This is a genomic window from Xanthomonas sp. NCPPB 2922, from assembly GCF_041520885.1.
GTDB classification, from domain to species: Bacteria; Pseudomonadota; Gammaproteobacteria; order Xanthomonadales; family Xanthomonadaceae; genus Xanthomonas; species Xanthomonas campestris.
On the sequence record NZ_JBGOFY010000007.1, the window covers coordinates 37,722 to 57,084 of the forward strand.

Here is a 19,363-nt window from a genome sequence, read left to right on the forward strand (position 1 = left end):
TCGCCACGATGCGGTGCTCAGGCAGCCACCACAGCGCGCGCACGTCGCTCAGACCGGCATCACCGGTACCGGAGCGGCCCGTACCTGCGTACGTGCCGGCGCCCATGCACCTGCTGCTGCCCTGTCTGACCACCGCTTAATGCGTTGTTGCAGCCTGCCCTCAGCGCTCCAGGCCCAGGTATTCCAGGACATGCCGCGCCAGCGCCTCTACGTTCTCACCATCGGCGTGAAGATGGATTTCCGGGCGCTCGGGCGCCTCGTACGGCGAATCGATCCCGGTGAAATTGGGAATCTGCCCGGCGCGGGCCTTGCGGTAGAGGCCTTTCACGTCGCGTGCCTCGGCGACCGCCAGAGGCACGTCCACAAACACTTCGACGAATTCACCCGAGTCAAAACGCTCGCGTGCCAGCTGGCGTTCGGCACGGAACGGGGAAATGAAGCTCACCAGCACGATCAGCCCGGCATCGGCCATCAGCCGTGCCACCTCGGCCACGCGGCGGATGTTTTCCACGCGGTCCTCGTCGGTGAAGCCCAGATCGCGGTTGAGCCCGTGGCGCACGTTGTCGCCGTCCAGGATGAAGGTGTGATAGCCCAGCGCATGCAGGCGCTTGTCCACCAGGTTGGCCACCGTGGACTTGCCCGCACCGGACAGGCCGGTGAACCACAGCACGCGCGGCGCCTGGCCCTTGATGCGCGCGCGCGCGGCGCGGTCCACATCCAGGTGCTGCCAATGCACGTTGCCGGCGCGGCGCAGCGCAAACTCCAGCGCACCGGCCGCGACCGTGGCATTGGTCTGCCGGTCGATCAGGATGAAGCCGCCCAACACCCGGTTGCGCGCATACGGGGCAAAGGCGATCGGCTCGTCCAGCGACAGGTTGCAGTAGCCCACCTCGTTGAGCTCCAGCCGCTTGGCGGCCAGCCGCTCCTGCGTGTTCACATCGACCTTGTGCTTGATCTCGCTGATGCTGGCGGTGACGGTGCGGGTGCCGATCTTGAGCCAGTACGGGCGGCCCGGCAGCAATGCGGCATCGTCCATCCACAGCACGTGCGCGGCGAACTGGTCGGCCACTTCTGGCGGGTCGTCCACGGCGGCGATGATGTCGCCGCGGCTGATGTCGATCTCTTCACGCAAGGTCAGCGTCACGGCCTGCCCGGCGCGTGCGCTGTCGACCACGCCATTGGCATCCAGCACGCTCGCCACATGCGCGCGGCGCCCGGACGGCACCACCACCACCACATCGCCGCTGCGTACCTGGCCGGCAGCAATGGTGCCGGCATAGCCACGGAACTGCGCGTTGGGCCGATTGACCCACTGCACCGGCAGGCGCAACCCACTCACTGCGTCGGGCGTCTCCAGCTGCACGCTGTCCAGGTGCTGCAGCAGATGCGGCCCCTGGTACCACGGCATGCGCGTGGACGCGCTGGACAGGTTGTCGCCGGCCAGTGCAGACAGCGGAATGCACTGCACATCGGCAATGCCCAACTGCGCCGCCAGGGCGCGGTAGCTGTCGACGATGGTGGCGAACACCTGCGCGTCGTAGTCCACCAGGTCCATCTTGTTGACCGCCAGCACCACGTGGCGAATGCCCAGCAACGAGACGATGTAGCTGTGCCGCCGCGTCTGCACCAGCACGCCCTTGCGCGCATCCACCAACACCACCGCCACATCGGCGGTGGAGGCGCCCGTGGCCATATTGCGCGTGTACTGCTCATGCCCGGGGCAATCGGCAACGATGAACTTGCGTTGGTCGGTATCGAAGTAGCGGTACGCCACATCGATGGTGATGCCCTGCTCACGCTCGGCGGCCAGCCCATCCATCAGCAAGGCGTAATCGATGCCTTCGCCCTGCGTGCCATGGCGCTTGCTGTCGCTTTCCAGCGCGGCCAGCTGGTCATCGAACAGCCGCTTGCTGTCATACAACAACCGCCCGATCAGCGTGCTCTTGCCATCGTCCACGCTGCCGCAGGTGATGAAGCGCAGCAGCGGTTTGGATTCGTGCTGCTGGAGGTAGGTGCTGATGGCGCTGGGATTGGGGAGTGGGGAATCGGGAATCGCAAAAGCGGTCTCCTCCCTCATCTCGTTCCCGGCGAACTGCTGTTGCGATTCCCCATTCCCGATTCCCGATTCACTGCCCATCAGAAATACCCCTCGAGTTTCTTCTGCTCCATCGATGCGCCTGGTGCGTGGTCGATCATGCGGCCCTGGCGTTCGGAGCTGGTGCTGACCAGCATCTCGGCGATCACCGCTTCCAGCGTGTCGGCGGTGGATTCAATCGCGCCGGTCAGCGGGTAGCAGCCCAGCGTGCGAAAGCGCACCGAGCGCAGTTGCGGGGTTTCGCCGGGGTGCAGCGGCAAGCGGTCGTCGTCGACCATGATCCAGGCGCCGTCGCGCTGCACCACCGGGCGCGGCGCGGCGAAGTACAACGGCACCACCGGAATGCGTTCGCGGTAGATGTACAGCCAGATATCCAGCTCGGTCCAGTTGGACAGCGGAAACACGCGCACGCTTTCGCCAGGTTTGGTGCGCGCGTTGTAGAGATTCCACAGCTCCGGGCGCTGATTCTTCGGGTCCCAGCGATGGCGTGCATTGCGGAACGAGAACACGCGCTCCTTGGCGCGCGATTTCTCTTCGTCCCGGCGCGCCCCGCCGATCGCCGCATCGAAGCCGCCCTGCTCCAGCGCCTGCTTCAGGCCCTGGGTCTTCATCACGTCGGTGTGCACCGCCGCGCCATGGCTGATCGGGCCGATGTCCTGCGCGACGCCTTCCGGGTTGATGTGCACGCGTAGGTCCACCGCGGTCTCGGCCGCGCGACGGTCGCGGAAGGCGATCATCTCGCGGAATTTCCAGCGCGTATCCACGTGCAGCAGCGGGATCGGCGGTGGCGAGGGGGCAAAGGCCTTGAGCAGCAGGTGCAGCAGCACCGAGCTGTCCTTGCCGACCGAATACAGCATCACCGGCGCACGGAACTCGGCGGCGACCTCGCGCAGGATGTGGATGCTCTCGGCCTCGAGACGGTCGAGATGGGACAGGGGTGGCAGGGTCATCAGCGTGTCGTTGGCATCGGCGGCGAGACCAGCCGATGGAAGGGCAAGGCAGCGCAGTGTGTGGCGGGCCCATGCTGGGCCGAAATAAGCACCCGGCATAACGCGATAACGGCTGATCCTTTCTGGCGGAGCGAACGCTTCCCTAACATCGTTCATCCATTCCCCTCCCTGGAACCGAATGACCGCCGCCAGCCCCGCCGTGCCGCCCAGCCCCTTGCCCGACGAGCGCAAGGCGCTGCTGGAGCGTCTGGTCGACGGTCTGGACGCCCCGTCCCTGTGGTGGCTGTCCGGGTATACCGCCGGCTTGGCGCAGGGTCACCCGCCGCGCTCGCTGGCGGTACTGCCGGGTGGCCAGGTGCATGCGGTGGCGCACGAAAGCCAGCGCCTGACCGTGTTGTACGGCAGCCAGACCGGCAACGCCCGGCGGCAGGCCGAACAGCTGGCCGCCGAGGCCGAGGCCGCCGGCGTGAGCGTGCGCCTGCTGCGTGCCGACGCCTACCCCATCCGCGAGCTGGCCAGCGAACGCCTGTTGTACGTGGTGATCAGCACCCAGGGCGAAGGCGATCCGCCGGATGATGCGATTGGCCTGGTCGAGTTCCTGAGCGGGCGCCGCGCACCCAAGCTGCCGGAGCTCAAGTACGCGGTGCTGGGCCTGGGCGATTCCAGCTACGCCGATTTCTGCGGCATTGCGCGGCGGATCGACGAGCGCCTGGCCGAACTCGGCGGCAGCCGCGTGCAACCGCGCGGCGAAGCCGACCTGGACATCGACAGCGTCGCCACACCCTGGCGCACGCACGCGCTGCGGCATGCGCGCGAGCAGCTCAAGAGTGCCCAGCCATCGGCCACGGTCACGCCGCTGCGCAGCCAGCCGGCCGCGCCGGTGTGGTCGCAGCAGCACCCGTTCGCCGCCGAGTTGCTGGCTAACCAGATCATCAGCGGGCGCGATTTTAAGGGCCCGGGCTTCCGTGTCTATGGCCCGGCGATCAAGCGGGTGCGCCACCTGGAGTTCTCGTTGGACGGCAGCGGGCTCAGCTATGAGCCCGGCGATGCGCTCGGCATCCGTCACCGCAACCCGCCGGCGCTGGTCGATGCGGTGCTGGAGAGCCTGCGCCTGGATGGTCATGCATCGGTCACCATCGGCGAGGACACTCTGGCCTTGAACGAGTGGCTTGCCACGCGGCGCGAGCTGACCAAGCTCTCGCGGCCCTTCCTGGCTGCGCACGCCGAGCGTGCACATGCAGACGATCTGCAGGCGCTGCTCACCCCGACCCAGACTGCCGGCCTGGCGTCGCTGCTCTCCGATCACCAGTTGATCGACGTGCTGCGACGCTGGCCGGCGGATTGGGACCACGGCGGCCTGCTGGCCGCCCTGCGTCCGCTCACCCCACGCCTGTATTCCATCGCCTCCAGCCGCAAGCGCGTGGGCGAGGAAGTGCACCTGGTGGTGGATGAACTGCATTACCAGGCGCACGGCCATGGGCACGTGGGTTCGGCCAGCGGATTTCTGGCGGCACTGGCCGAAGGCGACACCGCGCCGGTGTATATCGAACCGAACGAGCGCTTCCGCGTGCCGGCAGATCCGGACCGCGACATCCTGATGATCGGCCCGGGCACCGGCGTGGCACCGTTCCGTGCATTCGTGCAGGAACGTGCCGAAACCGGCGCCAAGGGACGCAACTGGCTTTTCTTCGGCGCGCAGCATTTCAACACCGACTTCCTGTATCAGGCCGAATGGCAGCAGGCGCTGCAGCGCGGCGAGCTGCATGCACTGGAACTGGCGTTCTCGCGCGATGCGGCAGAGAAGATGTACGTGCAACACCGCCTGCGCGCCCGCGGCGCCGAGGTCTATGCCTGGCTGCAAGGCGGCGCGCATGTGTATGTGTGCGGCGCGATCGGCATGGGCAAGGACGTACACGCCGCGCTGCTGGACATCGTCGCCACCCACGGCGCACTCGATGCAGAAGCGGCCGCGGCGTATCTCACCCGCCTGCAGGTGGAGGGACGCTATGCGCGCGATGTCTACTAGTGCCGGGAATCGGGAGTGGGGAATCGGGAATGGGTACGGCCTGCACCCGAATTGTCGCGAGCGACCACGCCGTTTTTCACGATTCCCCTTTCCCGATTCCCGATTCCCATGACCCACTCCGTCGAAGACATCAAATCCACCAGCCGCCGCTTGCGCGGGTCGCTGGAGCAGAGCCTGGCCGATCCGGTCACCGGGGCGTTGCGCGAGGACGATCAGACGCTGATCAAATACCACGGCAGCTACCAGCAGGACGACCGCGACATCCGCGATGAGCGGCGGCGGCAAAAGCTCGAGCCGGCATATCAGTTCATGATCCGCACGCGCACGCCAGGTGGAGTGATTTCGCCCAGCCAGTGGCTGGCACTGGATGGCATCGCCACGCGCTATGCCAACCATTCGCTGCGCATCACCACGCGCCAGGCGTTCCAGTTCCATGGCGTGATCAAGCGCGAGCTCAAGGCCACGATGCAGGCGATCAACGCCACCTTGATCGACACGCTGGCCGCCTGCGGCGATGTGAATCGCAATGTGCAGGTGGCGGCCAACCCGCTGCTGTCGCAGGCGCATGCCACGCTGTATGCCGATGCCGCGCGCGTGTCCGAGCATTTGCTGCCCAACACGCGTGCCTATTACGAGATCTGGCTGGATGAAGAGCGCGTGTCCGGTTCGGGCGCCGAGGACGAGCCGATCTACGGCGACCGCTACCTGCCGCGCAAATTCAAGATCGGCTTTGCCGCGCCACCGCATAACGATGTGGACGTGTTCGCCAACGACCTGGGCTTCATCGCCATCCTGCGCGAAGGCCAGCTGCTCGGCTACAACGTCAGCATCGGCGGCGGCATGGGCGCCAGCCACGGCGATGCGGAGACCTGGCCGCGCGTGGCCAACGTGATCGGCTTCGTCACTCGCGATCAGTTGCTGGATATCGCCACGGCCGTGGTCACCACCCAGCGCGACCTCGGCAATCGCGCCGTGCGTAAGCGCGCGCGCTTCAAGTACACCATCGACGACCACGGCCTGGACACCATCGTGGCGGAGATCGAACGCCGCGCGGGATTCAGCTTGCAACCTGCGCAGCCGTTTGCATTCGCGCATAACGGCGACCGCTACGGCTGGGTGGAGGGCGAACAGGGCGATTGGCATCTGACGCTGTCGCTGCCGGCCGGGCGCATTGCCGACACCGACACCGCCGCGCACCTGAGCGGGCTGCGCGCCATCGCGCAGTTGCAGGTCGGCGAGTTCCGCATGACGCCCAATCAGAACCTGGTGATTGCCGGCGTACCGTCCGACCAGCGCGCGCAGATCGACCAACTGGTGGCGCAGTACGGCCTGGATGCCGGCAACCTGGCGCCCACCGCGTTGGCGCGCGGCGCAATGGCCTGTGTGGCCTTGCCGACCTGCGGGTTGGCCATGGCCGAGGCCGAGCGCTATCTGCCGGATTTCAGTGCTGCGCTGCAGCCGCTGCTGGAACGCCACGGGCTGGCGCAGACGCCGATCGTGCTGCGCCTGTCCGGTTGCCCGAACGGCTGTTCGCGGCCGTATCTGGCTGAAATCGCATTGGTCGGCAAGGCACCGGGCCGCTACAACCTGATGCTGGGCGGCGACCGCCGCGGCCAACGCTTGAACACGCTGTACCGCGAAAACATCAACGAAGCCGACATCCTCGCCGCGCTCAAGCCACTGCTGGCGCGCTATGCCGCAGAGCGCGACCAACACACCGATGAAGGCTTCGGCGACTTCCTGCATCGCAGCGGCCTGATCGCCCTGCCGTCCTACCCCACCCACCGTCATCTCGACCTGGAATTGCTCGCATGACCGCGCTGCCTGCCACATCGATCGCCGCTCCTTCGCTGGACGACCTGGACACGCTCAACGCGCACCTGGAGACGCTGCGCGCCGACGAACGCGTCGCCTGGGCGCTGCAGCACGGCCCCCAACAAGCGGCGCTGTCGTCCAGCTTCGGCGCGCAGTCGGCGGTGACGTTGCACCTGCTCACCCAGCAGCGCCCGGACATCCCGGTGATCCTGATCGACACTGGCTACCTGTTCCCGGAAACCTACCGCTTTGCCGATGCATTGACCGAACGCCTTTCGCTCAACCTGCAGGTGTATCGCCCGCTGGTCAGCCGCGCCTGGATGGAGGCACGCCATGGCCGCTTGTGGGAACAGGGCATGGTGGGCATCGACCAGTACAACAATCTGCGCAAGGTCGAACCGATGCGCCGCGCACTGGACGAACTCAACGTCGGCACCTGGTTCACCGGACTGCGCCGCAGCCAGTCCGGTGGGCGCGCGCAGACCCCGATCGTGCAAAAGCGCGGGGACCGCTACAAGATCAGCCCGATCGCCGACTGGACCGACCGCGACGTCTGGCAATACCTGCAGGCGCATGCACTGCCGTATCACCCGCTGTGGGAACAAGGCTATGTGTCGATCGGTGACTTCCACACCACCCGTCGCTGGGAGCCGGGCATGCGCGAAGAAGACACGCGCTTCTTCGGACTCAAGCGCGAGTGCGGCATCCACGAAGACATCTGAGCCGCGCGCAGCAGTGCGCAGGCCAGCGCCTCACCGCCGCAGCCTGCGCACGCTCCAGTAATGATCGAACGCCCACAACAGCAGTAACGATGCGCCCATCAGCGGGAACAGCAGCCCGCACAGCACCAATAGCGCCAGCACGCCGCGCAGCGTGCGCGGATCGGCCGGCAATGGCGGCACACCGAGACCGCCGACCGGGCGGCGCTTCCACCACATCACCGCCGCGCTGACACACAGCAACACGATGGCCGCACACGCCAGCAGCAAAAGCAATTGATTGGCGGTGCCGTATTGCTGGCCCAGGTGCACGTTGATGCCCCATTCCAGCGCCTGCGCCAGCGGTCCGTAATCGCGGTAGCGCATGTCCAGCAACACCGCGCCGCTGTATTGATCCAGATGGATCACCCGCTGCCGCTGCAGATCGTCCGGATACACCGAAGCGGTATACACGCCGCTGGCACCACGCGGCAGCGCCACGCTATAGCCGGCCGCGATGCCACGCGCATCGAAACGCGCCAGCGCCGCATCCAGCCCCAGTGCACCGACACCTGGCGCTTCGCCCAAACCGCTGCCGCCACCATGCGCGGCGTGCTCGGCATGCGCGGTATCGGTTTGTGAGGCACGCGCAACGTGTGCGGCATGTGCAGCGTGTTCGTTGTGTTCGGAATGCGCGGCACGCGCGGTATGCGCCATCGCCGGTGCCATGGCATCCGCTGCGCCCATGGCCATCGGCATCGGCCTGTCAGGTGGCAGCGTCGATTGCGGCAGCCGTGCCTGGCGCAATGACCAGCTCGGCTCGCCGCTGTCGGTGAGCCGCTGCTGCGACATCGGCAATTGCACGCGCAACCCGGCCGGGTAACCGAAGTCGTGTCCGTTGACCCAGCGATTGACCTGCGCGCCCCACAGCCACGACCACGGCATGCCGGTCAGGGCCAGAAACAGCAGCACCGCTCCAACCCCGGCACCGGTGACCGCGTGCAGGTCGCGCCAGAACACCCGCTGCGCGGGACGGCCACGCACGCTCACCACCCCGCTGCGGCGGCCGCGTGGCCACCACAGGTACACCCCGGTCAGCACCAGCACAATCGCCCACCCCGCGGCCATTTCGATCAGGCCACGCGCGAGGGGACCGAGCAGGTCCAGGCTGTGCAGCCGGCGAATGGTCCAGGCCAGCGTGCCATGCTCGGGCAGCATGCCCAGCACATGCGCGCTGTACGGGTCCACGTACACCACCTCGCGCGCACCATCGGTGCGTAGCACGCCGATCTCGGCGCTGGCATCGGCACGGTCGGGCGTGGTGTAGCGAAACACCGTCCCCGCCTGCGCACGCTGCGCGGCAGTCACCAACTGCTGCGCCGACAAACGCGCCGGGCCCACCGGCACCACTTTCAATGCGTGATGGGCGGTGCGGTCGATGGCATCGTGATAGAGGAATGCCGCACCGGTCAGCGCCAGCCAGGCAATGAACGGCAGCACCAGCAATCCGGCGTAGAAATGCCAGCGCCACACCGCGCGGTACACGCGCCAACGACGCCCTTGCGCGATCTCGCCGGCAGCGGCCACGGGGGCAACGTGCTGGGTCGCAGAGACCGACATCAGAAACTCCAATCCCAGGACAGCGACAGTGCACGGCCGTCACCCGGCGAATAGCCCGAACTGCCGCTGTCGTACCAGGCATAGACATAGCTGCGGTCGGTGGCATTGCGCAGTTGCAGCGACACCGTATTGCGCGCATCCACGGCCCAGCGCGCGCCGAGATTGAGCAGGGCATAGCCACCGGTACGCCCCAGCGTGTTGGTGCGCTCCAGGTAATAGTCGCCCTGCGCATTGCCCCAGGCACTGAGCTGCACCGCCGGGGTGAGCTGCCACTCCACGCCCGCGGTGGCCAGCCAATGCGGCACGTTTTCGATCTCGCGGCCGCGCGTGGCTGGCGCGCTGGGATCGGGCGTGGCGATGCTCGCCTTCTGCCGCGAATACGACAACCACGCACGCCAGTGCTCTGCCGGCTGCAGGTTGAGCTGCGCATCCCAGCCGCGCCGCAGCGTACGCCCGACATTGGCCACATCGCCCACGCCGGCCACACCATTCACACCCAGAATGGTGGCCACCTCGCCGGACGCGCGTTGTTCCCAATACGCCAGCCGGCCATCGAGCACGGCGGTGGGCGCGAACTTGAAGCCCGCTTCCCAGCCATCGTTGATCGACGGACCCAGGTTGCCGGGCTGCCGGCGGTACGCCCCATCACCGGTGCCGATCTGGAAGGTACGGCCCCAATTCGCATAGGCGCTGCTCTGCCCGGCAAGCCGGTAACTGGCACTGAATTTGGGCTGCTTGATGGTGCCGTAGTCGTAACTTGGTGCTGTGATGCCGGCGCGCAGATCCCGCAGCTCGCCATCGACGCGGTCGATGCGGTAGCCGGGCACCAAATGCAATCGCTCGGTCGGTTTCAACACGGCCTGCACGTAGGCGCCGCGCGTGCGCAGGTCGTAATCCCAGTCACGCAACTGCGCGCTGCGCACGCGTGCCACGGTGCGGTAGCGCTGCGACTGGTTGTCCTGCCATTGCGCGTCCAGGCCGGCCTCCAGCGTGGTCGGTAGCGCCTGCCAGCCCGGCTGCCAGTTGCCGCGCAGCAGCATGCCCTGGTGGGTCTCGTCGGTGTCGCGTTCCTGTTGCAGGCCGGCTTCGGAAAAACGCACCCAGCGCTGGTTGTGGTACGCGTTGCGGTAGGCCTTGGCGCTCCACTGCGCATCACTGCCAAGCGTGCCGTCCGCATGCAGCGCGGTCTGGCGCAGCGTGCGTTCGCTGCGATCGTCCTGCGCATACGCGGGCGAGCTGCGTGGCGCGGCGCGTGCGCTGGCCGCATCCAGATACCCGGCCTCCAGTGCGTGGTTGTCGTAATAGCGGGTGGTCAGCCCGGCACGAAACGCGCCGCCCGGGTCGGTGTAAAACCATTTGCCGGCCACGCTGCGTTTGCGTGCATCGGCGTGATCGCGGTAACCGTCGGAATCGCGCCAGGCCAGCACGTAATTCTGGCTCCAGGCGCCATGCTCGATGCCCTTGCCGAGCTGCACTTCGCGCGCGCCGAAACTGCCGGCAGTCACGCTCAGTCGCCCATCATTGCCACCGGTGCGGGTCAGCACGTCCACACTGCCGGCGATGGCATGCAGCCCGTAGCGCGCGTCATTGGTGCCGCGCACGATCTCGATAGCCGAAATATCCTGCGGAAACACCGCATCCAGGTACGGCATGCCGCCGGCATTGTCGTTACTGGGAATCCCGTCGATCAGCAGCTTGACCGCATTGATCCGCCCCTCGCCATTGAAGCCGCGGAACGAAAACCGCCCTGCGTCGGTGCCCATGCGGAACGGGGTGACCTGTACGCCGGGCGCACGCATCAGCAGCTCCCAGCTGTAATCCACATGCTGATCGTGCAGCAACGCGCCGCCGATCACGTCCACTGAACTCAACACGCTCGCCGCACTCTGCCCGCGCGTGGTGTGCTCGTTCACCTGCACCTTGCCCAGGGTCAATGCGGCGTCCTGCGCCTGTGCATGACCCGCCATCCCGCATGCCATCGCCAACGACGGCGCGGACCACATCGCTTTCAACCACCACACTCGCATGTCACACCCTTTGCCGTGCGTGCACGGACAACGCCACCGCACGCGACACCCGCAAGGGCCGCACGGTCAACGGAAGAGAAAGCGCGGCAGCCGCCATCGCGTGCACAGCACGCCTCGCGCACGCCAGCAGGTGGCGCACGCCAATACGGAAAGAACAGCGGACGCTCGCGCGTTGCCCAGCCTCAGGCGGGCAGCGGCGGCCCGCGTGCGCCCAGCGCCGGCCAGCGCAGCGCGCGCCATGCATGCGTCCGCGTCGGGGCAGCGGGTTTGCTTGGCCGCAACTGCAACAGGCATAGCACCACCAGCGCGAGCGCGCCCAACAGACGCGCTGCCAGCACGCAGTAGTCACACGCGTCCGCATGCGCACCGGCGTCCTGCGCAGGCGCCGCGTGATGGGACGCGGGCGCGTCCATGGCGTGGTGCTGCGCTGCGCCCATGCCCGGCATCGGGTGGTGCGCGCCATGCACAGATGCCGCAGCGTCACCGGCCTGGCTGGTGCACATCGGCTGCGCCAGTGGCAGCTGGCACCAGCGGCTGATCAGCGGCGCCACCAGCATCAGCGCAACCGCCAGCACGGCAAGCGACTGCAACACGCGGTGGTGGCGGAGAAAACGGAGCATCTGGCGAGTGTAAGCCGGTGCATCACAACCGGCGATGGTCGCGGCCGGTGCGCGACGCGATGTCGCACCCTTCACACACGGCCGCCACCGGCAGCGATCGCCTGGACGGGCTGCGGTGCACACAATCCGGGCACAGCCATAGCCTATGCTTGGCGCCTATCACTTTGACCCGTGCGCGCATGAGTACTGTCCTGTCCGATCCAGCGGCCGAGCCCCTGCCGTGTGCGCCCAAGCCGCCGAGCGAGGCCTTGCGCCTGCAGGCCCTGCGCAGCTACGGCATCCTCGACACCCCGCGCGAGGCCGCCTTCGAGGACATCACCAAGCTGGCCTCGATCATCTGCCAGACCCCGATCGCGCTGATCAGCCTGGTGGATGCGGACCGGCAGTGGTTCAAGAGCGAGCGTGGCATGGGCGAACGCGAGACACCGTTGTTCAAGTCGATGTGCGCGCACGCCCTGCTCGATAACGACGTACTGGTGGTGCCCGACACCCGCGAAGACGCGCGCTTTTCGCGCAACCCGCTGGTGACCGGCGAATCGCCGCTGTATTTCTATGCCGGTGCGCTGCTCAAGACTCCGGACGGCCTGCCGCTGGGCACGGTCTGCGTGCTGGACCGGCAACCACGCCAGCTCACCGACGAACAGGTCGATGCACTGCGCGCGCTGGCGCGCCAGACCATGGCCCAGCTGGAGTTGCGCCGCGCGTTGTTGATCGCCGAAGAGTCCAACCGTTACCGCAGCCGGCTGATGGCCATCGCCGGCCACGATCTCAAGACCCCCCTGCGCACGGCCGCCTATGCCATCGACAAGATGCGCCGGCATGCCAACGTGGACACCATTCCCACCCTGGTCACCGCACGCGATGCCATCGGCACCGTGGCGCGCAGCCTGGACGAACTGGCCGCATTGGCGGCGGCCAGCAAGTCGGCCAGCCCGGATCTGCAGCCGCTGGCGCTGGAAGACGTGATCCACGCAGTGCTCTGCGTGTGGCGCCAGCCGGCCAGGGACAAGTGCCTGTCGCTGCGGCATGTGCCCACCTCCCTGCGCGTGCGCAGCCATTCCACCTTGCTGACCACCTTGATCGGCAATCTGGTCGGCAATGCAGTCAAGTACACCGAACGCGGCCAGGTGCTGGTGGGCTGCCGGCGCCGTCCCGGCCACGCGGTGGTGGAAGTCATCGACAGCGGCATCGGCTTGAATCTGGAGCACCCCGAAGACGTGTTCCAGGCGTTCCGCCAGGCCGACCCGGGCAGCGACGGCTTGGGCATCGGCTTGTGGATCGTGCATCGCACTGCCGAAACGCTGGGCTGCCAGGTCGAGGTGCGCCCGCGCCCGAGTGGCGGCACGCGCTTTTCAGTCACCATTCCACTGGCCTGAACAAAAAATGGCGGACCCGGGCTCCCGTCCCGGATCCGCCACCAAGCACGCCAGGTCTCTCCCCAGGGACCCGGGTGCGCCAGTCGTTCAAGTCGCGCAACACGCGATGGCGAACGACAGCGCCAGCAACCTCTACGACCTTCCGAACAGACCGGCCAAGCGATGGATGCCGGGCCGGCCCTGCGCCGTCCACCCCTAGACGTCCGGGAGTGTCGTGCATGGTTGCTATAAGGGTTTACGACATCGCCGCGCCCAACTTGATGGCTCTGGCCGACGCCGCCTTGACGGCCCTGACAGCGCGAGGGGAAATCACCGACAGCGAGGCTGTGCTGATCCAGCACGGTGTTTGCAGACCATTGATTTCGAAAGCGATTGCGATTCGCTAGTGCGCTGCAGTGCAGCATTGGCACGGACCGCCGCGGCCTGATGCGATCGTCGCCAACTGGCCGCGCAATCACTCCATCCGCTGCCGCGACACCCGCAGGCAACGCCTCCTGCTTGCCGGCTAAATCTCCGACACGCCCTCGTCCTGACGCGCGAACCACGCCGCCGAATGCACTTCGGCATCGGCGGCCTCCAGTGCCTGGCGCAGGACCACCAACGGCAGTTGCAGGCGCGTGTCGCCCAGTTGCACGCCCACCCACAGCGATTCGTCCTGCGGATCGGCCAACACCGTCAGCACGGTCTGGTCGCGGCCCTCTACATGGGCCCACAGCTCCAGCTGCATGCCGCCGTCCGCATCGGGTGACCACACACGGCTGAGCGCCGGGCGAAGCACTGCTGTCATGGCGCACCTCGTTGGTTGAGGCAGCTAGCATGCCACCGGCCGCGCGCGTCTGCCGCAACGCGTTCGCGTGCAGCGACACGGCCCTATTCCGGCATCAGCTGGTGATGGTCTGGGTCAGCGCTTCCCAGGTCGGCGGCAGCGGCCAGTTCGGCGCCTGGTTGCCGTCCAGCACCCGGCGCAGGTCGCGCTTGTCGATCTGTGGTGCCAGCACATGCACCAGGTCCAATGCGTAATCGCGCAGCACGCGGTCACGCGGCAGTACCGCCCAGGCGATGCACTCGGCGATCGGCGCCGGTGCGGGCCACGCGCGCAGATCCTCGTCGTTGGCACTGACGGCCATTTCGGCCACCAGCCCCACGCCCAGACCGGCGCGCACGTAGGTCTTGATCAGGTCCGCATCCAGCGCGGTCAGCGCAATGCTCGGCTCCAGGCCCACCTGCGCAAACGCCCGCTGCAGCGACGAGCCGGGACGCGTGGAGGATTCGTAACTGATCAGCGGGTGCGCAGACAGCGCCTGCATGTCCGGCGCCACGCGCGTGTCCAGTGCATGCCCGCGCGGCACGACTACCAACCGGCGCCAGCGGTACAGCGGCACCGCGATGCCGGCGGTGGGCTCGCCGCCCGCGGTGCTGACCACGGCAATGTCCGCATCGCCCTGGCTGAGCAGATCCAGCGCCGCGCTCTCGGCCGCCTGCTGCAGATGCACGCTCACCTGCGGGTAGGCCTGCTTGATCTGTGCCACCGCGGGCGGCAACACGAAGCGCGCCTGGGTATGGGTGGTGGTCAAGGTCAGCTGGCCCTGGCTTTCGCGGCGCTGGTTGGCGGCGTAGGTGCGGATGTTGTTGGCTTCGGACAGCACCGCGCGGGCACGTTCGATTACTTCCACGCCGGCCGGGGTCACCGCATCCAGGCTGCGCCCCTTGCGCACGAACAGCAAAAAGCCCAGCTCGTCCTCCAGCTGCTTGAGCTGTTTGGACAGGCCCGGCTGGGTCGCGTGCACACGCGCCGCGGCCAGCGTGATGTTCAGCTCGGCATCGGCGATGGCCACCAGGTAGCGAAGTTGGGTCAGCGTCATGGGCTTATGTCCAAAAAGCGCGAGGCGCTACAAGGGCTTCGACTGTAGAGGAGTTCGGCGGGCCAGCTTATAACCGAACGCTATTTTTAGGACGCATGAAGTCATTTCCGACGGCTATAAGCCCGGCGTTACGGTCTGGCCCTCTCCTCGAAGCCCGGTCCGTGACTGTCCTGTTCCCGCTCCTTGCCGATCTGCGTGGCCGTGCCGTCCTGGTGGTTGGCGGCGGTCGCGCTGCCGAACGCGCCACCGCCAGCCTGCTGCAGGCCGGCGCAGTGCCACTGGTGGGCGCGCCGGAACTGACACCCGCGTTGCGCGGCTGGGCACAGTCCGGGCAGGTGCGCTGGCTGGTGGGCAGCTTTGACCCGCAGTGGCTGGCGCTGCCGGACCAGCCGGTCTGGCTGACCATCGCCGCCAGCGATGTGCCGGCAGTGAACGCTGCCCTGCGCAGCGCCGCCGGTGCGCAACGGCTGCTGACCCATGAGGCCGCTCCCGCAGCCGCAGCGTTGCCGCCCATCGCCAGCGAACCATCGCCTCCAGCAAGCCGCCTCACCCTCACGCCCGGCAGCGTGGCGCTGGTCGGTGCCGGCCCGGGCGACCCCGGCCTGCTCACCCGCAATGCGGTGCGCGCGCTGCGGCAGGCCGAGGTGATCCTGTACGACCGCCTGGTCAGCCCGCAGATCCTGCGCCTTGCGCAGCGCAAAGCGCGCTGCATCGAAGTGGGCAAATCCGCCCAAGGCCACAGCACGCGCCAGGAGCAGATCCATGCGCTGATGCTCGAACATGCGCGCGCCGGGCGGCGCGTGGTGCGCCTGAAAGGTGGCGACCCGTTCGTGTTCGGCCGCGGCGGCGAAGAGCTCGAATTCCTGCACACGCACGGCATCGGTTTCCAGGTGGTGCCCGGCATCACCGCCGCAGTGGCCTGCGCCGCCTACGCCGGTATCCCGCTCACCCACCGCGACCATGCGCAATCGCTGCGCCTGATCACCGCGCACTGCAAGGATTCGCTGGACACGCTGGACTGGCACGCGTTGGGCCAGGAGCGGCAGACGCTGGCCTTCTACATGGGCGTGGCCGGCCTGGACAGCATCCAGCAGCGCCTGCTGCAGGCCGGCCGCGCCGCGGATACGCCATTTGCGCTGGTCGAAAATGGCTCGCGCCCGGAACAGCGCGTGGTCACCGGCACCTTGTCGCAGCTGGCCGCCACCGCGCGCTTGCATGCGGTGCGCTCGCCCGCACTGTTGATCCTGGGCGACGTCGCCGCGCTGTCGCAGTCGCTGCACTGGTTCGGCGCCGCGCCGCTCACCGGCCAGCCCGCGCACTCACCCATCGCAACGCCCCACGCGCCCACACTCGCCCACGCAGCCTGATTCCGACGGAGACCCCATGGCCCTGTACGACAACATCCTCGACACCATCGGCCGCACCCCGGTGGTCAAACTCAACCGCCTCGCCCCGGACCACGTGTCCCTGTACGTCAAGGTCGAGTCGTTCAACCCGGGCGGCTCGGTCAAGGACCGGCTGGCGCTGGCCATCATCCTGGACGCCGAACAACGCGGCCTGCTCAAGCCCGGCGACACCATCGTGGAAGCCACCTCCGGCAACACCGGCGTGGCGCTGGCCATGGTCGCTGCCGCGCGTGGCTACAAGTTCGTCGCCACCATGGTGGAAACCTTCTCGATCGAGCGCCGCAAGCTGATGCGCGCCTACGGGGCCAAGGTGATCCTGACCCCGGCCGCCGAGCGCGGCAGCGGCATGGTGCGCAAGGCCAAGGAACTGGCCGAACAACACGGCTGGTTCCTGGCCAGCCAGTTCGCCAACCCCGCCAATCCGGCCTACCACCGCAACACCACCGCCGCCGAGATCCTGCGCGACTTCGCCGGCCACCGGCTGGACCATTTCGTCACCGGCTGGGGCACCGGCGGCACCCTCACCGGCGTGGGCGAAGTGCTGCGCGTGGCCCGCCCGGAAGTGCGCATCACCGCCACCGAACCGGCCGGCGCCGCGCTGCTGCAAGGCCAGGACTGGAAGCCGCACAAGATCCAGGGCTGGACCCCGGACTTCGTGCCGGAGGTGCTAAACCGCGAGATCGCCCACGAAATCCTCAGCGTGGAAGACACCGACGCGATCAGCGTGGCCCGGCGGCTTGCCGCGGAAGAAGGCATCTTCACCGGCATCTCCGGCGGCGGCACCGTCTCCACTGCCCTGCGGGTGGCCGAAACCGCGGTGCCGGGCGCGGTGATCCTGGCGATGCTGCCGGATACCGGCGAGCGCTACTTCTCCACGCCATTGTTCGCCGACATCAACGAAGGCTCCGACGACGATTGGCTGGCCGGCCTGCCCTGATCGCAGGCAGCGTGACGTCAGCGTTTCTTCCCAAAGGCCGCGCCCGCCAGCGCGGCCTTTGGCATGAAGTGTCCTGCAATTTGCGTCGCGCTGCGGCGCGGCCGCCTCCCGCCGATGTCAAGGAAACGTTACGATGGCGGTTGTTCTGCAGGGAGAGAAGGCGTGAGTAACCGGCCGTATGGACACAGCGATACCCGCAGCGGGCGGGCGCCATGGCTGGTGAAGATGACCTCCCCGGCGCATTTCGCGCTTGCCCTGGGCGCCGGCGCCTGGCTACAGCAAGCCTTTGCGCTGCCGCTGCCTGCCCCCACACCGCTGGCGTGGATCGAATTGGCCGGCGGCGTCATCGCCTGCGCCGGGCTCGCGCTGGCGGTGAGCTGCTTCATCCTGTTCGCGCGCCGACGCACCACCATCATGCCCAGCGGCCATCCTTCGCGGCTGGTGCTGGACGGCCCGTACGGCTTCACCCGCAACCCGATGTATCTGGCGCTGGTCCTCAGCTACATCGGCCTGTGCCTGCAACTGGGCCTGCTGTGGGCGGTGGCGCTGGTGCCGCTACCCTGGCTGGCCTTGCAGTGGTTGGTCATCCCGTTCGAAGAAGCACGCCTGCGCGACGAATTCGGCCGCGCCTACAGCGATTATTGCGCCCGCGTACGCCGCTGGCTTTGAGCCTACCGGCGCACGCTGCCGTGTAGTCTCGCGACGGTTTGTAATTCCATCGGACAAGCGCGCGTGCGCGACGAGTTCGGCTGCGTCTGTGGCGATTACTGCGCATGCGTTCGCCATTGGCCTTGAACCTGCGGGCGCACGCCAAACCGGTTCCGATTGAGCGAACCGATTGCCAGCGCTGTTAGCGATGACGCCGACAGTCGACGCACGACAAGCACTCCGGCATCGCATTCTTTCAGCGCCTGAACTCCGCACGTCCCATGGCGCATTGAAGCCTGCCTTTCGTCGTAGTTGGCACGTTTCAGCATGCCGCTTCGATGCCTGTCATAGGCCAGACCAATCGTCATCGCGACACGTTGCAGACAGCGCGTTTGGCACGCTGCAGGTCCTTCGGCGCAGCCCGCCATGTGGTCGCATCGTGTGAGATGAATGGCCCATAGCGTGAGCGTCCCGCAGCGCCTGATCCATCACGCGCTCATCATGCAAATCCCATAACTATCGCGCTATGAGAATCGAAGTCTGGCAAGGCGACATTACCCAACTCGACGTGGACGTCATCGTCAACGCGGCCAACGAATCACTGCTGGGCGGTGGTGGCGTCGATGGCGCGATCCATCGCGCCGCAGGCCCGCGCCTGTTGGAGGCCTGCGAGGCGTTGCCGGAAGTGCGCCCAGGCGTGCGTTGCCCCACCGGCGAAATCCGCATCACCGATGGCTTCGACCTGAAAGCGCGGCACATCTTCCACACAGTGGGACCGGTATGGCGCGACGGCAAGCACAACGAACCGGAACAGCTCGCCAACTGCTATTGGCAGTCGCTGAAGTTGGCCGAGCAGATGATGCTGCACTCGATTGCGTTTCCGGCCATCAGCTGCGGTATCTACGGCTACCCGCTGTACCAGGCGGCACGCATTGCCGTCACTGAAACCCGCGACTGGCAGCGCTCGCACAAAGTGCCCAAGCACATCGTGCTGGTGGCCTATAACGAAGCGACCTACAAGGCCTATCAGCAGGCGCTCGCCACGCAGGAAACCGCTGCTGCCTGAGTGGAACGACTGCAAGCGTAATGTTTTCAGACAGGCGCCACAGGGCGCCTGTCTTGCTTTGTGCACGGCACAGGCTTGCTTGTGATGCACTCTGTGCTGCCCCATGCACATGCACGCAGGAAACAGCTGCGGTGTGAGCGAGAAGAGTGCAAGCGAGCTGCTTCCCAAAGATGGGGCACAGGCGTGTGTCTTGCGTCGTGCAGGCGCCGTCTTACTT

Annotated in this window: 16 protein-coding genes; 8 read left to right on the forward strand and 8 right to left on the reverse strand. The window is 67.2% G+C overall.

The window, feature by feature from the left end:
• Window positions 1–160: 160 nt before the first annotated feature.
• Together cysN and cysD are read right to left on the reverse strand one after the other, a co-directional pair.
• A complete protein-coding gene (cysN, locus tag ACD584_RS10270) occupies window positions 161–2,077 on the reverse strand; it encodes a sulfate adenylyltransferase subunit CysN (RefSeq protein WP_175611670.1) in 1,917 nt (638 codons plus the stop codon).
• A 59-nt stretch (window positions 2,078–2,136) separates the two neighbouring features.
• Window positions 2,137–3,045, reverse strand: a complete 909-nt coding sequence (gene cysD / locus ACD584_RS10275; protein WP_011038279.1) for a sulfate adenylyltransferase subunit CysD — start codon at window positions 3,043–3,045, stop codon at window positions 2,137–2,139.
• Between the two features lie 178 nt (window positions 3,046–3,223).
• Here cysD and ACD584_RS10280 point away from each other — a divergent pair, with 178 nt between their 5' ends.
• The 3 genes from ACD584_RS10280 to ACD584_RS10290 all read left to right on the forward strand — a co-directional run bounded on the left by ACD584_RS10280 (window position 3,224) and on the right by ACD584_RS10290 (window position 7,608).
• Window positions 3,224–5,071: an assimilatory sulfite reductase (NADPH) flavoprotein subunit gene (locus ACD584_RS10280; RefSeq protein WP_076037078.1), complete on the forward strand. Its 1,848-nt coding sequence runs from the start codon at window positions 3,224–3,226 to the stop codon at window positions 5,069–5,071.
• A gap of 108 nt (window positions 5,072–5,179) precedes the next feature.
• Window positions 5,180–6,886: an assimilatory sulfite reductase (NADPH) hemoprotein subunit gene (cysI, locus tag ACD584_RS10285; protein WP_076037079.1), complete on the forward strand. Its 1,707-nt coding sequence runs from the start codon at window positions 5,180–5,182 to the stop codon at window positions 6,884–6,886.
• Window positions 6,883–7,608, forward strand: coding sequence for a phosphoadenylyl-sulfate reductase (locus tag ACD584_RS10290; RefSeq protein ID WP_076037080.1), 726 nt, complete (start codon window positions 6,883–6,885; stop codon window positions 7,606–7,608). The genes cysI and ACD584_RS10290 overlap by 4 nt, the downstream gene beginning before the upstream one ends.
• A gap of 30 nt (window positions 7,609–7,638) precedes the next feature.
• Here ACD584_RS10290 and ACD584_RS10295 read toward each other — a convergent pair whose 3' ends face one another.
• From ACD584_RS10295 to ACD584_RS10305, 3 genes are all read right to left on the reverse strand, one after another.
• Window positions 7,639–9,204 (reverse strand): PepSY domain-containing protein, encoded by a 1,566-nt coding sequence (locus tag ACD584_RS10295; RefSeq protein WP_228438044.1) that lies wholly within the window; start codon window positions 9,202–9,204, stop codon window positions 7,639–7,641.
• Window positions 9,204–11,207, reverse strand: coding sequence for a TonB-dependent receptor (locus ACD584_RS10300; protein WP_070689925.1), 2,004 nt, complete (start codon window positions 11,205–11,207; stop codon window positions 9,204–9,206). The genes ACD584_RS10295 and ACD584_RS10300 overlap by 1 nt, the downstream gene beginning before the upstream one ends.
• Window positions 11,208–11,413: 206 nt before the next feature.
• Window positions 11,414–11,851, reverse strand: a complete 438-nt coding sequence (locus ACD584_RS10305) for a DUF2946 family protein (protein ID WP_070689922.1) — start codon at window positions 11,849–11,851, stop codon at window positions 11,414–11,416.
• Window positions 11,852–12,030: 179 nt separating this feature from the next.
• On the opposite strand from ACD584_RS10305, the gene ACD584_RS10310 reads away from it, so the two are divergent.
• Window positions 12,031–13,227 carry a GAF domain-containing sensor histidine kinase gene (locus tag ACD584_RS10310; protein ID WP_070689920.1) on the forward strand — a complete coding sequence of 399 codons (1,197 nt, stop codon included), beginning with the start codon at window positions 12,031–12,033 and terminating at the stop codon, window positions 13,225–13,227.
• 505 nt (window positions 13,228–13,732) lie between these two features.
• Here ACD584_RS10310 and ACD584_RS10315 read toward each other — a convergent pair.
• A complete protein-coding gene (locus ACD584_RS10315; protein ID WP_068574196.1) occupies window positions 13,733–14,014 on the reverse strand; it encodes a hypothetical protein in 282 nt (93 codons plus the stop codon).
• Between the two features lie 94 nt (window positions 14,015–14,108).
• Window positions 14,109–15,089, reverse strand: coding sequence for a LysR family transcriptional regulator (locus ACD584_RS10320; RefSeq protein ID WP_075285388.1), 981 nt, complete (start codon window positions 15,087–15,089; stop codon window positions 14,109–14,111).
• A gap of 161 nt (window positions 15,090–15,250) precedes the next feature.
• Between ACD584_RS10320 and cobA the strand changes: the two genes are divergently transcribed.
• From cobA to ACD584_RS10335, 3 genes are all read left to right on the forward strand, one after another.
• On the forward strand, window positions 15,251–16,456 hold the full coding sequence (gene cobA / locus ACD584_RS10325; RefSeq protein WP_076037084.1) for a uroporphyrinogen-III C-methyltransferase: 1,206 nt from the start codon (window positions 15,251–15,253) through the stop codon (window positions 16,454–16,456).
• Window positions 16,457–16,472: 16 nt separating this feature from the next.
• On the forward strand, window positions 16,473–17,432 hold the full coding sequence (gene cysK, locus ACD584_RS10330; protein WP_076037085.1) for a cysteine synthase A: 960 nt from the start codon (window positions 16,473–16,475) through the stop codon (window positions 17,430–17,432).
• Window positions 17,433–17,594: 162 nt separating this feature from the next.
• Window positions 17,595–18,101 (forward strand): isoprenylcysteine carboxylmethyltransferase family protein, encoded by a 507-nt coding sequence (locus tag ACD584_RS10335; RefSeq protein ID WP_076037086.1) that lies wholly within the window; start codon window positions 17,595–17,597, stop codon window positions 18,099–18,101.
• A gap of 95 nt (window positions 18,102–18,196) precedes the next feature.
• On the opposite strand, the gene ACD584_RS10340 is transcribed toward ACD584_RS10335, so the two are convergent.
• Window positions 18,197–18,448 carry a hypothetical protein gene (locus ACD584_RS10340; RefSeq protein ID WP_139328389.1) on the reverse strand — a complete coding sequence of 84 codons (252 nt, stop codon included), beginning with the start codon at window positions 18,446–18,448 and terminating at the stop codon, window positions 18,197–18,199.
• Window positions 18,449–18,606: 158 nt separating this feature from the next.
• Between ACD584_RS10340 and ACD584_RS10345 the strand changes: the two genes are divergently transcribed.
• Window positions 18,607–19,146 (forward strand): O-acetyl-ADP-ribose deacetylase, encoded by a 540-nt coding sequence (locus tag ACD584_RS10345; RefSeq protein ID WP_012437526.1) that lies wholly within the window; start codon window positions 18,607–18,609, stop codon window positions 19,144–19,146.
• The last annotated feature ends 217 nt before the right edge of the window (window positions 19,147–19,363 follow it).